Genomic DNA, 14,039 nt, shown 5'->3' with positions numbered 1-14,039 from the left:
CTGAATACGAACCATAAAAACGAAGAATTTGACCAGATTTATCGTAATTTCACCACATCAAGCTTGACGGACATCTCCAAAAAGGCAATTCATCAATGAACACGTTTTCATTTTGGCGCCGAGTGCGATCTATGGATGAACTGAACAGCAAAAAAGCAGCCCGTGCGACCGCCGACCTCGTGGCGCGCGAAGCCAATGTTTCCCGGGTCGCTGTATCGCGTGCATTCAACCCGAATGCCTCGCTGAAGCCGGAGAAGCGCGACCGCATCCTGCAGGTGGCGCGCGAATTGAATTACACGCCCGACATGGCCGCGCGGTCGCTGGTCACGCGCCGCTCGCACCTTGTCGGCATGATTGTGCCTGATGTGTGCAGCCCATGGGAAAGCCAGGAAATTGACGCACTGACGACGGCATTGCAGGCAGAGGGCTTTGCCACATTGCTTTTCAAGGCCAAGGCCGATTTCAGCATGGATCAGACCCTGCTGACCTATATGCGCGGTTTCAACCCGGATTCGGTAATCGCGTTCACGGAAAATATCGCGCCTGACGTGCTGACCGGCTTTCTCGACCGCGCGGTGCCGATCTACGTTATCTATGACGATGCCACGGAGTTTTCCGGCAAGCCTACCTCCAGCATCTACGACCGTCTTCTGGTGCGCCAGAGAGAAGGCATCGAGCAGGCGGTTGCATTGTTGCAGGGTTATGGCGCACGCCGTGTTGCCTATCTGGGTGGCAAGCAACAATCGCTCGCAAACAACGAGCGCGAGCGCATGATCACCGAAATTCTCGCCGAACGGGGCATGGAGCCACCGATCGTCGTTGCCGGTGACTATACCTATGATACCGCCTACCGCGCGACACTTGACCTCTTCCGCGTCGGTGACGGCGCAGATGCCATCTTTGCTGCCAATGACGTTGGCGCCTTCGGCGCGATCGATGCGCTGCGCCATGATCTCGGCCTTTCCGTTCCGGGCGACGTGAAGGTGGTCGGCTTCGACGACATCCCGCAAGCCCACTGGAAGAGCTACAACCTCACCACAGTCCGGATCGATCTCGAAGATCGCGTCCGGGCCCTCGTCCGCCTTATCCTGAGGCGGCTCAAAACCCCCGACGCAGACCCCATGGTCGAAACGCTCGGCACGCGTCTCGTCGTGCGCGGTACCGTGGGCTAAACGGAAAAGATATGACAAAAAAGCGCGTGCATCTGGTCTTCAAGACCCATCTCGACATTGGTTTCACCGACCACGCGGAAAAGGTCCGCAAGCAATATCACGAACGTTTCATCCCGCAGGCCATCGAGACCGGGGCGCATTTTTATGCAGAAAATCCCGAGGCGCCAAAGTTCATCTGGACGACTGGCGCGTGGCTGATCTGGGACTATCTCAATACCCGCCCCGCCTCGGATGTCGCAAAGCTTGAAGAAGCGATCGAGCGCGGCCTGATCCGCTGGCACGGCCTGCCCTTCACCACCCATACGGAACTGATGTCGCCCCATCTCTTCCGCGCCGGGCTCTCCTATTCGCAGGAACTTGACCGCCGCTTCGCAACCAAAACAATCGCAGCAAAGATGACCGACGTTCCCGGCCACACGCTCGGCATGGTGCCGCTGCTTGCCGAAGCCGGCATTCGTTTCCTGCATCTTGGCGTCAACACAGCCTCACCCCCGCCGGAAGTTCCCGACATTTTCCGCTGGCGCGCGCCGGGCGGCGAGGAAATCGTCGTCATGTACCAGCGCTCCTATGGCGAAACCTGTTTCCCCGAGGGCATGATGGATGGTCTCGGCTTTGCCCATACCAGCGATAATATCGGCCCGCAGAGCGTGCCGCAGACGGCGGAAACCTATCGTGAAATGCGCCATCGCGAACCCGAGGCGACAATCCAGGCAGCCACCCTTGAGGATTATGGTGCGCTGATGTGGCAGGAGCGCGAACGCTTCCCTGTCATCGATCTCGAACTGGCGGACAGCTGGATTCATGGCAGCGCCACCGATCCGCAGAAAATATCCCGATTCCTCGCCCTGCAAGGCGTCTATGATCGTTTCGCCGCCGATGGCCTCACCACTTCGCGCCTCGCCTTCGGCCGCGGTCTTGCCATGGTGGCCGAGCATACCTGCGGCGTCGACATCAAGTCCTATCTGCGTGACGACAAGGCCTGGTCGCGCAAGGATTTCGATGCTGCGCGCCTCAGCGACCACCGCTTTACCTATTCCGAAGCCTCATGGCAGGAGCAGCGAAACTATCTCGATCAGGCAATGTCGGCGCTGGATGAAAAAGACCATGCCGAGGCGAAGGCAGCCATTGCTGCCGTGACGCCGCCTGCAATGCCCTCGCCACAAGCCGTCGAAGGCAATCTGAAGGCCGGCGCGTGGTCGGCCGAGATCGATCCTGCGACAGGGGATATCGTCACCATCATCGCACCATCAGGCCATCGCATTGAAGGCGGCGACGGGTCGCTTATCAGCTATCGTTATGAAAGCTACGACGCCAAAGACGTGGCCCGTCATATGGATACCTATCTTACGCACCGGCAGGAATGGGCGGTTCTCGACCATGACAAGCCCGGCCTTGCCGCCTCCGGCACCGGCCTGTCAAAGACCTTCCTGCCAAAGCTGCTGGCCGCGGAAGGCGACAGCCTGCTCCTTTCCCTGCCGACGCTTGCAACGGCCGAATATGGCGCGCCGCCGACCGTCTCGCTGCGGCTGGCACAGGATCAGGATACATTGCTGCTGACATTCGTCCTGCATGAAAAACCTGCCAACCGCATGCCCGAGGCAAGTTTCCTGTCCTTCACCCCGAAGGGTGATATCGCCTGGAATCTCAAGAAGATGGACCTCTGGCACAAGGCGGAGAACACCGCCGAGAGTGGCGGCGCTCAGCTCCAGGCGGTCACCGCTGCTCGCGCAGCATTGTCGGACGGGCTGCAATACACGATCGAGCCCCTGGACACGCCACTCGTCGCGCCCGCAAGCTGGGATTTCATGACATTCTGCCGGGAACGACCGAGCTTTGCCGAAGGCATCCGCTTCAATTTGCACAATAACAAGTGGGGCACCAATTTTCCGATGTGGTGTGAAGGCAATATCCTCGCCCGGTTCAGACTGCGCGTTTCCGCCTGAACTTCGCCTCGGATTACTGATGTGAAAATCGCCGGGCGCCACGATCGAAGCGGGCGCCCGCTCATCCCTTCGCTGCTCATTCTCATCGGTGAGCGGATTTCCTGTTTCGATGGAAAGGCTTGTCAGCTATCTAGTTTGTCGTGAGTACTTCATTTTCAAAACGGGAATGGCATGAGCGACGACAATAATATGCTGTTGCGGGACCGCTTTCAGCAGCACAAATCGAAACTCAGCCGTTCGGAACTGGCTGTTGCCGAATATTTACTGGCAACGCCGATCGACATCCTGATCTTCGAAAGCGCGGAAGATATAGCCGCCAAGAGCGGTACGAGCGACGCAACGGTCATTCGTGCGGCGCGACGGCTCGGCTTCACCGGCCTGCCGGAACTCAAGCGGCTCTCCAGCCGCAACATGGCGAAAAGCGTTCCAACAACGGAACGGCTGTCGCAGCGGTTCCGCGCCACCGGCGACGATCTTGGCAGGATCAAAAAACGCATCTTCTCCACAGCCCATGAGATCATGACCTCATGTGAAGAAAAACTGGAGATCGATTCGCTTGCGAATGCGATCCAGTTGCTCGATGCCGCCGATACCGTGTGGTGCCTGGGCATGGGACGATCCGAGGTGGAAGCAAGGCATTGCGCGACAGCACTCAGCCGCGTCGGGCTGAGAACCCGTCATTCCGGATCGTCCGGCTTTTCGCTCGCCAACGAGTTGGTTGATCTGCGGCAGGAGGACGTCGTCATTCTGTTCCACGTCGCCCGCGACACGGCCGAATTGCGGCTCATCGTCAATCAGGTCAGCGACATCGGCTGTCGTGTCATCCTGGTATGCGGCGTCCAGCTGACGGAGCTTTATCGCGACAGGGTTTCCGCAGTGCTGACATGCGTCGGATCCGCGGCGGGACTTGCAAGCTGGACGCTCGGCGCCGTCGTCACCTCCGATATTCTTGCCTACGGCATTGCCACGCGTAATCAGGACCGAGCGCTCAAGAGCCGAAAGCGCCTCGCGCGGCTGCGCGAACAGATACCGCAATAGCGCATCCCGAAAGGCGCCATTCAAAAAGATGAGGATATCAGTAATGTTTTATTGATATCCGCACTTCAATAATGTAGTGACGACGACATAACCGCGGGCGACAGCGGCCGATCCCGTATTTTCCGTCGAGGGGCACTCATGAAATATAGTCGAAAAATCATTTTCTAGCGGAAGCGCGCAAGCAACCGCTCCCACACGCCATTTCAAACCGATGATCCCCTTACCGCGCCGTACCGGCACGGAAGGAATTTTATTGTCCTGTTTTCAGTCTGGGGCCCTGATGATTTCCTACCGTAGATTAGCAAATTCCGTTCTCCTCGCTTCGGTCGCCTTCGCACCCGCCAGCGTTTTCGCGCAGGATAGCGCCAATGGCGGCGAAACCGTCCTTGAAGCCATCACCATTACCGGCAACTGGCTGGAGCAGCCCAACAAGGAAAAGGTGCTGAAGCACCCCGGCGCTCGCACCATCATGGACAAAACGGAGCTGGAAGAGCGCGGCGCTGTCGACATTCGTGACGCCCTCAACCAGATTCCCGGCGTCCAGGTGCAGGAAAGTGCCGGCACCGGCGGCAGCGATGTCTCTCTAAACCTCGGTGTTCGAGGCCTCACCTCGCGCCTGTCACCACGCTCCACCGTGTTGATGGACGGCATACCGCTGTCCTACGCTCCCTATGGCCAGCCGCAATTGTCGCTATTCCCTCTCGTGCTGGGCAATGTCGATACCGTGGATGTGGTGCGCGGGGCAGGCTCCGTACGCTATGGACCGCAGAATGTCGGCGGAATCATAAATTTCGTGACACACCCGATCCCGGATGACGTCACCGTTCGCATGTCTTCCTCCGCTGAATTCGGCGGCGGCACCAAGGCAACACCAAGTTTCCTGATCGGCGGGACCAATGATGACGGGCTTGGGGCCGCACTTCTCTATTCGGGCATTCATGGCACCGGCTATCGTGACAGCAACGACCGCACGGATATCGACGACCTGATCTTCAAGGGCAAATATGAATTTTCGGATACGGATACGCTGAGCCTGCAATATCACCACTACAGCGGCGAAGGGCAAATGCCAGGGGGCCTGACAACGGGTGAATATGCGGCAGACCCATTCCAGTCGACACGGCAATACGATGAGTTCAATGGACGACGTAATGATATCTCGCTGCGCTATCAGCACAATGACGGCGAAAACAACTTCGAGATCCTCGGCTATTATGTGAATTCGTTCCGCGGCAGCTTCGTCGAACAGCAGGGAACAGGGGCAAGCGCAAACCGCTATCGCCTGACTTCGGCACCGCGCGACTATGAATATTTCGGCATCGAACCACGCTACTCGCGCCTATTCGACATCGGCGACACCACGCATGAGGTGACTGTCGGCTATCGTTATCTCTGGGAGGAAAGCTCCGAGGTGGCAGCGCGCACCGCATATTACGACCGCGTTCCCGGCTATAATCCCCATACGCGTCCGATGGTCACCTACCAGACCAGCGAGGGCGGCACCAAGGCACACGCCATCTATATCGACGACAAGATCCAGTTCGGCAACTGGACCGTCACGCCGGGCGTCCGCTACGAGATGATCAGCACCAATAACACCGTCAATGACGTCACCGGTGGTGTCGTGACCGCATCGCGCTCGCCGCAATTCGACGCGAACGAACTGCTGCCCACGCTCTCTGTCGCCTACCAGATCAACGATGCCTGGAGCGTCTTTGGAAATGCCGGCGTTTCCTTCGGGCCTCAGCAATATAGCCATCTTGCCTCGACCACGGATGGCCTTAATCCTGAAAAAGCAAAGACATATGAAATCGGCACGCATTATCAGGGCGATGCCTTGAGCGGGGAATTGACGGCCTTCTACATCGATTTCGACAAGGAACTGCTGCTCAGCCGCAACATCGTCGGTGAAGGCGTGTGGACAAATCTCGGCGCAACCACCCACCAGGGTATAGAGGCGGCAGGGCGTTACGATCTCGGCAGCCTCACCCCATCGCTGGACGGGCTCTCTGTCTATGCGAACTACACCTATACGGAAGCCGTTTACGAGGCAGGAGATTTCAGGGGGAAAGATCTTCCCTTTTATTCTCGCCACTTCGGCACCGTCGGTGCAAGCTACCGATATGAAGACTGGGTCATCAATGCGGATGTCACGGCGCAGTCGAAGCAGCGCTCCCCCGGAAGCGGCACGACCTATGTCACGGAAGAAGACTCTACCGGACGCCTTGGCGACATACCGGGCTATGGCACCGTCAACCTGCGCTTGGCGTATCAGCCGGAAAACAACAAGAACGCACCCAAATTCGCACTCGGCGTGAAAAACCTCTTCGACAACGAATATTTCACACGCTCAACTGACAACAACGGCGGCAAGTTCGTCGGCCAGCCACGCACTTTCTTTGTCAGTGCCTCGGTTGCTTTCTGATCGCGTAAAATTTGCGGGCGGGTATAGTACCGGCCTGCCGCACTCTCCGGAACCATCGATGATTACCTTTACTCGCAGAACAACAGGCATCCTGCTTCTTTCGACGATCACGTCGGCCATGTTTTCCCGAACCGGCATCGCCGAGGACGCGCCAAGAAGCATCGCCCACCAGCTTGGCTCGACGGAAATCGTCGGCAGACCACGCCGCATCGTGGCACTGGAATTCTCCTTCGTGCAGGCTCTCGATGCTCTTGGCGTCGTTCCCGCAGGCATAGCCGACGACAACCAGCGCCAGCGCATCGAGCTGCTGCTGGGCAAGAGCATCGATTACGCCTCGGTCGGCACAAGGCTTGAACCCAATCTCGAACTCGTCAGCACCCTTGCGCCGGACCTGATCATCGCGGATGAGGTGCGGCACGCCGCCATATATGGCCAGCTGAGTGCCATTGCGCCAACCATCGTTCTGAATAGCTGGGAAGGTGACTACAGGACCATCAAGGAGAGCGTGGCCACCATTGCCGACGCCCTCGGCGAACACGACAGGGGCCAGCAGGTGCTTGCAGCGCACGATGAGACCATCGCCGCACTGGTCGCACGCATCCCGTCCGGTGAACAGCGTCGCATTCTGCTTGCGGTGGCGACACCGGATTCGATGAGCCTTCATACTTCGTCATCCTTCACCGGCTCGGTTTTTGAGGCTCTCGGCCTCGTGCCCGCCCTCCGCTCCTCCGATCCGGTGGAGAGCGGGGCCAGCCTTGAGCGGCTGATCGCGGTCAATCCCGACATCCTGCTTGTCGCTACCGACCCGGGCGGCACCGCGCTTGACCAATGGAAGGGCAATGCCGCCTGGGCCAACATCGCGGCGATCCGAAGCAACATGGTCTTCGAAGTCGATCGCAACCAGTTCGCCCGGTTCCGCGGATTGCGAACTGCCGAAATGATCGCCCGGGAGCTGCTGGCCAAGGTCTACAGGGCAGGATAGGGATCGTGACGGCGATGGCCTCCAAAGGCCCGGACAACAAAACACGGCGGCCACTTCTCGTCGCAGCTTTTCTCTTCGTGCTTCTGGCCGCAAGCCTGATCGCCGGGATTGCCTTCGGTGTATCGCAATTGTCGCCAATGACGGCCCTGCGGCTTCTGATGGCTCCCGACGGATCGCCAGAAAACGCGCTTGTCTGGGACATCCGCCTGCCGCGCGTCCTTCTTGCCGTTCTGGTCGGCGCCAATCTGGCAGTGGCCGGTGTCCTGATCCAGACCCTGACACGCAACCCGCTGGCATCGCCGCAGACCTTCGGCATCAATGCCGGCGCGTCGCTTGCCATCGTCGTCTGCCTGATCGCCTTTCCGGCGCTTCGGGGAGCAGGCACAGTCTGGCCGGCCTTCGTGGGCGCTGCCATCGTGGGCTTTGCGATGTGGGCGCTCTCGGTATCCGGGGCAATGAACGATATGAAACTCGCCCTTGCCGGCATCTCGATCCAGCTCGTGCTCTCCGCCCTCGTCCAGGCAATATTGATCGCCAACAATGCGGCGCAGGACATCGTCTACTGGCTCGCCGGCTCGGTCAACGGCGCGCAGTGGCCCAAGGTCTGGACGATCCTGCCGTTCTCGCTGGTGGGTGGTGGATTGGCGCTTGTCGCCGGGCGGCATTTCGGCGTTCTGTCGCTCGATGAAAGCACCGGCGTGTCACTCGGGCAGAATGCGCGGCGCGTTGGCGGACTGGCTGCGGTTCTCATCGTCGTCCTGGCCGGCTCGGCTGTTGCCGTCAGTGGCCCCATAGGTTTCATCGGCCTTCTGGTGCCGCATATCGTCCGGCGTCTCGTCGGCAGCGACCAGGCAACCGTCCTTGCCCTCTCCCTGCTCTGTGGCCCACTCCTGCTCAACACCGCCGATCTTCTCGGCCGCATCGCCGCTTTTCCGTCTGAACTGCCGGTCGGCATCGTGACGGCCCTGATCGGCGCTCCAGCCTTTCTTCTGCTGCTCAACCGCCGGAGGGGTGCATGAGCCGCGCGCTGGAGCGACAGGCAGACGCGCGTGCCATCGGCGTCTGCGGCATCCTTTTTCTGCTGCTTGCGGCCATCGCTCTTCTGGGCATCATGGCGGGTGCCGTCACGCTCGGTTTTCGCGAGGTTCTCGACGCGCTCGGCGGCGGTAAAAACGCCTTCATCGTGATGCAATACCGTCTGCCGCGGATCGCCGTCTCCCTTCTTGCAGGTCTCTCTTTCGGCCTCGCCGGTGTTTTCCTGCAGGGTGCGCTGCGTAATCCACTCGCCTCTCCGGATGTCGTCGGCATCACCAAATGGGCGGGGCTAGGGGCTTTTCTCGCCGGGCTCGCGACACCACCGGCCTGGGTGAGCTGGTCGGTGCCGCTCGGCGTGATCGCTGGCGCCCTGTTCGGTGCGGCCGCGCTCCTTTTCATCGGTCGGCGCTTCGCTGGCGTTGCCTCGCTCGCGCTGACGGGCGTCGCTCTCGGAATGCTTGCCCAGGCGCTGATGCAATACATCATGGTGCTCCACCCTTCCCGCGCCGACCAGTCCATGGTCTGGCTTGCGGGAAGCGTCTATGGCAGCACGGCACGCGATGGGCTCTTCCTTTCGCTCTGGCTCCTCGCCTGCCTTCCGGCCGTTATCTACTCTGCGCTACGGCTGGATGCCGGCGGCTTCGGTGACGATACGCTGATCAGCATCGGAATTTCACCACCTGCCCTGCGTGGCGGCCTGATCCTCATATCCGTTCTCCTGTGCGCCGGTGGCGTCGCGGCTGTGGGAAGCATGGGGTTTCTGGGGCTCATCGCACCGCATGCCGCACGCATTCTCGTCGGCAGCCGCGCACGCCATCTTGTGCCGGCAAGCGCCCTTATCGGCGCCCTTGCCCTTTCTTCGGCAGATCTGATCGGCCGGATAATCGCCCTGCCGAATGAAATTCCCGCCGGCATCGTCGCCGCTGTGATCGGCGGTCCCTATCTTGTCTTTCTATTGATCAAGGAGACAGGTCGCCATGGCTGATGCCCACCCGACACGCCTTCACTGCGAAAAAATCACCGTCGGCTATGCCGCCGCCCCTGTATTGAACGATGTCGATCTCGCCATACCGGATGGGAAAATCACGGCCCTGATCGGCGCAAACGGCAGTGGCAAGTCGACACTGCTGCGCACGCTCGCGCGTGTCATTCACCCCTCCTCCGGCACGGTCTATCTTGATGGCAAACCAATCAGAACGATGGCCGCAAGAACGGTTGCACAATCGCTTGCCCTGTTGCCGCAGAGCCCGGTATCTCCGGATGGGCTGACCGTCAGACAACTCTGCCGTTTCGGTCGCCATCCGCACAAAGGCATCCTGTCTCGCCCGAGCCGGCACGACGAAGAGATTGTCGAACAGGCCCTGGCCTCCACCGGCCTTCTTGACCTTGCCGAGCGCGAGCTCGATCGGCTGTCGGGTGGTCAAAGGCAGCGCGCCTGGATTGCCATGGCGCTGGCGCAGGAGACTCCGCTCCTCCTGCTCGATGAGCCGACGACCTATCTCGACATCGCCCATCAGCTGGAAATTCTCGACCTCCTGAGAAAGCTGAACACAGACGAAGGCCGAACGATCGTCATGGTTGTGCATGACCTCAACCACGCTGCGCAATATGCCGACCACCTGGTAGCCCTTGCAGATGGCGGCATACTCGCCACAGGCAGCCCCTCCGCCCTGCTGACCCCACACCTCATCAACGCCATTTTCGGGGTCGAGGCGATGGTCATTCCGCATCCCGCCGATGGCACGCCACTGTGTCTGCCTCTCGGCAGTAAATCGAATAGCTGACCGGGAATGTGTGGGTGCACGAAGCCTTCGCTTTGTACTCTGGGGGGAGGTTTGGGGCTTAACCCTGAAACCACCGCTGGCGACTGGTTCCTTTGGGGCGTCAGCCTGAAAACCGGGGATCATTTCCCCGGTTATCGTTTCAATTTCACTTTTGCGCGTCTCAGTCCCTGGCTTTTGCCGCCTTTTCGATAATGTCGGCAACAGCTTGCGGGTTGGAGACATAGACGGCATGGCTGCCGGGAACTTCCGTGACGTCGGCGCCGGCGCGCTTTGCCATCAGGCGCTGGGCTGGCGGCGGGATCATGCGGTCGTCGGAAGCGACCAGATAGAAGCTCGGCTTTGCCTTCCAGGCCGGCTCGGTCACGGCGCCAGCCAGGGCTTCAACACCCCACGGAACCTGGGAATCCGCCATGAAAGCAGCGGTTTGCGGGTCAACGTCGGCGGCAAAGGAAGCCGCAAATTTTGCCTTGTCGAGGAACAGGAAGCCATCCACCGGAGGCAGGATCGGCGGAACGGGAGCACCTTCCGGCGGATTGGCGATCAGCGATGAAACCGACTCCCCCTTATCCGGGGCAAAAGCGGCGATGTAGACGACCGACTGGACCTTCTCATGGGTGCCGGCTTCGCTGATGACAACACCGCCATAGGAATGGCCGACGAGCACGACAGGGCCATTCAGCTGGTCGATGGCGCGCTTGGTGACGGCAACGTCATCGGCAAGGGAGGTGGTCGGGTTCTGGACGATACTGACGGTGTAACCATCCTTCTTCAGGATATCATAGACGCCCTTCCAGCCGGAACCATCAGCGAAACCACCGTGGACAAGGACGATGTTTTTGACGGCGGCGTCATTCTGCGCCGATGCGATGGAGGCGCCGGTGGCGGCCACAACGATGGAGGCGGCGGCAAGCAGGACATTCTTGAGCATGTGCGTAACTCCTGTTTTGTTTATTTCGCAATAATAATTATCGCGATAATTATCTTGTATGCCATTAAATTTTATCTGTCCATATTTTTATTATCGCGATAACGATTTCTGTGATAATGTAATGAAAACACTCGCAGAAAATTTTGGAGATGAAACGTGACCGACGCCCCGACCCTACCGCTGGACAGCCAATTGTGCTTCTCGATCTATTCCGCCGCGATTGCGATCAACCGGGCCTATAAACCCATGCTCGATGCACTCGGCGTCACCTATACCCAATATCTTGCCCTCAGCGCCCTATGGGAACGCGATGGCCTGACGATATCCGCCATAGCCGATAGGCTCGGCCTGGAGCCGAGCACGATCACACCGGCGGTGAAACGGCTGGAGACCGCCGGCTTCCTCTTACGCCGGCGTAGCACGACCGACGAGCGTCTGGTCGAGGTATTCCTGACCCCGAAGGGAACGGAACTGCATCCGAAAACCGGCTGCCTCACGGATGCGCTGCTGCGCCGCTCCGGGTTTACCATACCCCAGATGATCGATCTGAACGAGAAGGTTCAATCGCTGAGAGACGGGCTTACCCGCGCGGACAACGAGCAGTCCTAGACGCAAGCGCGTCCAAATGTCCGGCCCCATTGCCGGCCGGCCATCATTGCCTGCCGTGGCAGACGTTCAGGCTCTAGATCGCTGACTGGATGCCTGCTCGGCGCAGGCCATCGCATGGGGGCTCCGCAAGGCCCTCGGCTGACAGGCGGTCGAGGACCGCCACGACCTCGCCAAGACCGCGCTCCACGGCATAGTGCATCGGCCCGCCGCGCCATCGCGGGAAGCCATAGCCATGGATCTTGACGAGATCGATGTCGGCGGAGCGCAGGGCGATATGCTCCTCCAGAATACGCATCGCCTCGTTGACCATCGGTAGAATGATCGCATCGGCAATCGAGGCGTCGTCCCAAACCCGCTGTACCTGACCGGCTGCCTCCTCGGTGATTATCGCAGCCACGGTTTCCGACGGTTTTGCTGCGCGATCGCCCGGCTGGTAATCGTACCAGCCACCGCCGGATTTCTGGCCAAAGCGCTCAATGGCGCAAAGCCGGTCCGCCACCGGCGCAAACGGCGTTTCACCCCGCTCCCGCGCTGCCTTGCGCTGGAAGGCGGCAATGTCGAGACCGCCGAGATCCTGCGCCTCGAAAGGCCCCATGGGCAGGCCGAAGGCGCGCATGGCGGCATCGACCGCCGAAGGCGTTGCACCGGAAAGCAGCAACCGTTCGGCCTGCACACGCGTCACCTTCAGAATGCGGTTGCCGATGAAACCATCGCAAATGCCGGCGCGAACCGGGATTTTACCCAGCAGGCGGGCAAGCGCGAAGCCGGTGGCCAGAACCTCCGGCGCGGTTGCCGCTGTCGGCACGATCTCCAGCAGCTTCATGATGTGGGCGGGGCTGAAGAAATGCAGGCCGAGGAAACGTTCGGGGTGCCTCACGCCTTCGCTGATGACGGTGGGATCGAGATAGGAGGTGTTTGTCGCCAGCACCGCATCCGGCCGGCAGACATCGGAAAGTTTTTCAAACACAGCGCGCTTGACGGCAAGGTCCTCGAATACGGCCTCGACAACGAGGTCGGTATCGGCAAGCAGGCAATAATCATCGCTGCCGGTGACACCGGCCATGCGCTGGTCCGCAACGTCCTGTGTGATACGGCCGCGTTTCACCGAGCTCTCAAAAATAGCACGGATATTCGCAAGCCCGCGCTCGACCGCCGCCGTATCGCGCTCGATGAGGGTGACGGGCAGGCCCGCATCAAGCAACGCTGCGGCAATGCCAGCACCCATGGTGCCACCGCCGATGACGGCTGCGGAGCCAATATCATGCGGCGTAATGCCGGATAGTTCAGGCGGACGTGGCGCAGCCCGCTCGGCGAAGAAGACGTGGCGCAGTGCGACTGCCTGGGGAGAACCGCGCAGTTCCAGGAAAGTCTCCCGCTCGAAGACCATGGCGTCGGCGAATTCGGCCTCGCTCGCCTTGCGGATGGAGGCGAGTGCGCGCAGTGGGGCAACCTCGCGTCTGGCTTTGGAGGCCACGGCTTTTTCAGCGCTTTCCCAAAAGCCGGTTTCGACGGCCGGCACGGCACGGCTGGAGATAGGCTGCGGAAGGGGGTCTCCAGCGACACGCTTCGCAAACGCAATTGCACCTGCACGAAGCTCGCCGTCGATCACGGCATCGATGAGACCCAGGTCCTTTGCTTTCTTCGCCCCGACCGGGCTGCCGCTCGTCACCATATCGACAGCGGCAGCAGCACCGATCAGGCGCGGCAGGCGCACCGTCCCACCAGCGCCGGGAATGATGCCAAGCTTGACCTCCGGCAGACCGAGACTGGCGTTGGAAAGCGCCACCCGATAGGCACAGCCGAGAGCCACTTCGAGACCGCCGCCAAGCGCGCTACCGTGAATCGCCGCGACCCAGGGCTTTTTCGCGTTTTCGATACTCGCCACCACATCCGGCAGATGCGGCGGCAACGGCGGCTTTCCGAACTCGCTGACATCGGCGCCGGCGATGAAGGTGCGGCCGGCGCAGAGCAACACGACGGCCTTCACCCTCGCATCCGCGTCCAGCTCCGCCACCGTGTCGACAAGCGCCTGGCGAAGCGCCTGCGACAGCGCATTGACGGGCGGATTGTCGACTGTGACGATTGCAATGGCGTCTTCGCGGGCGATGGTAACGGTCATTGTC

The 14,039-nt window shown here is 60.4% G+C and carries 11 protein-coding genes; 9 read left to right on the top strand and 2 right to left on the bottom strand.

Annotation, left to right across the window (positions count from 1 at the left end; genetic code table 11):
* Nucleotides 1-131: 131 nt before the first annotated feature.
* The 8 genes from FY152_21490 (at nt 132) to FY152_21455 (ending at nt 10,379) form a co-directional block, all read left to right on the top strand.
* On the top strand, nt 132-1,172 hold the full coding sequence (locus tag FY152_21490; protein ID UXS34678.1) for a LacI family transcriptional regulator: 1,041 nt from the start codon (nt 132-134) through the stop codon (nt 1,170-1,172).
* Nucleotides 1,173-1,183: 11 nt separating this feature from the next.
* Entirely contained in the window at nt 1,184-3,115 is a 1,932-nt protein-coding gene (locus FY152_21485; protein UXS34677.1) for a DUF5054 domain-containing protein, read from the top strand.
* Nucleotides 3,116-3,286: 171 nt separating this feature from the next.
* Nucleotides 3,287-4,153 (top strand): MurR/RpiR family transcriptional regulator, encoded by an 867-nt coding sequence (locus tag FY152_21480; GenBank protein UXS34676.1) that lies wholly within the window; start codon nt 3,287-3,289, stop codon nt 4,151-4,153.
* Between the two features lie 280 nt (nt 4,154-4,433).
* Entirely contained in the window at nt 4,434-6,578 is a 2,145-nt protein-coding gene (locus FY152_21475; GenBank protein ID UXS34675.1) for a TonB-dependent siderophore receptor, read from the top strand.
* 58 nt (nt 6,579-6,636) lie between these two features.
* Nucleotides 6,637-7,560, top strand: a complete 924-nt coding sequence (locus FY152_21470) for an ABC transporter substrate-binding protein (protein UXS34674.1) — start codon at nt 6,637-6,639, stop codon at nt 7,558-7,560.
* A 14-nt stretch (nt 7,561-7,574) separates the two neighbouring features.
* A complete protein-coding gene (locus FY152_21465; GenBank protein ID UXS35146.1) occupies nt 7,575-8,579 on the top strand; it encodes an iron ABC transporter permease in 1,005 nt (334 codons plus the stop codon).
* Entirely contained in the window at nt 8,576-9,580 is a 1,005-nt protein-coding gene (locus FY152_21460; GenBank protein ID UXS34673.1) for an iron ABC transporter permease, read from the top strand. The genes FY152_21465 and FY152_21460 overlap by 4 nt, the downstream gene beginning before the upstream one ends.
* Nucleotides 9,573-10,379 carry an ABC transporter ATP-binding protein gene (locus FY152_21455; protein UXS34672.1) on the top strand — a complete coding sequence of 269 codons (807 nt, stop codon included), beginning with the start codon at nt 9,573-9,575 and terminating at the stop codon, nt 10,377-10,379. Before FY152_21460 ends, FY152_21455 begins: the two co-directional genes overlap by 8 nt.
* Nucleotides 10,380-10,539: 160 nt before the next feature.
* Here the strand turns inward: FY152_21455 and FY152_21450 are convergent, their stop codons facing one another.
* The gene (locus tag FY152_21450) at nt 10,540-11,268 is read right to left on the bottom strand and encodes an alpha/beta hydrolase (GenBank protein UXS35145.1); all 729 of its coding nucleotides are present in this window, start codon (nt 11,266-11,268) and stop codon (nt 10,540-10,542) included.
* A gap of 195 nt (nt 11,269-11,463) precedes the next feature.
* On the opposite strand from FY152_21450, the gene FY152_21445 reads away from it, so the two are divergent.
* A complete protein-coding gene (locus tag FY152_21445) occupies nt 11,464-11,916 on the top strand; it encodes a MarR family transcriptional regulator (protein ID UXS34671.1) in 453 nt (150 codons plus the stop codon).
* 73 nt (nt 11,917-11,989) lie between these two features.
* Here the strand turns inward: FY152_21445 and FY152_21440 are convergent, their stop codons facing one another.
* Nucleotides 11,990-14,035 carry a 3-hydroxyacyl-CoA dehydrogenase gene (locus tag FY152_21440; protein UXS34670.1) on the bottom strand — a complete coding sequence of 682 codons (2,046 nt, stop codon included), beginning with the start codon at nt 14,033-14,035 and terminating at the stop codon, nt 11,990-11,992.
* Between the last annotated feature and the right edge of the window lie 4 nt (nt 14,036-14,039).

It is taken from the genome of Agrobacterium tumefaciens (assembly GCA_025560025.1).
Taxonomy (GTDB): domain Bacteria; phylum Pseudomonadota; class Alphaproteobacteria; order Rhizobiales; family Rhizobiaceae; genus Agrobacterium.
The sequence above is the reverse complement of the archived record's forward strand: the minus strand, read 5'-3'. Positions and strand labels throughout refer to the sequence as shown.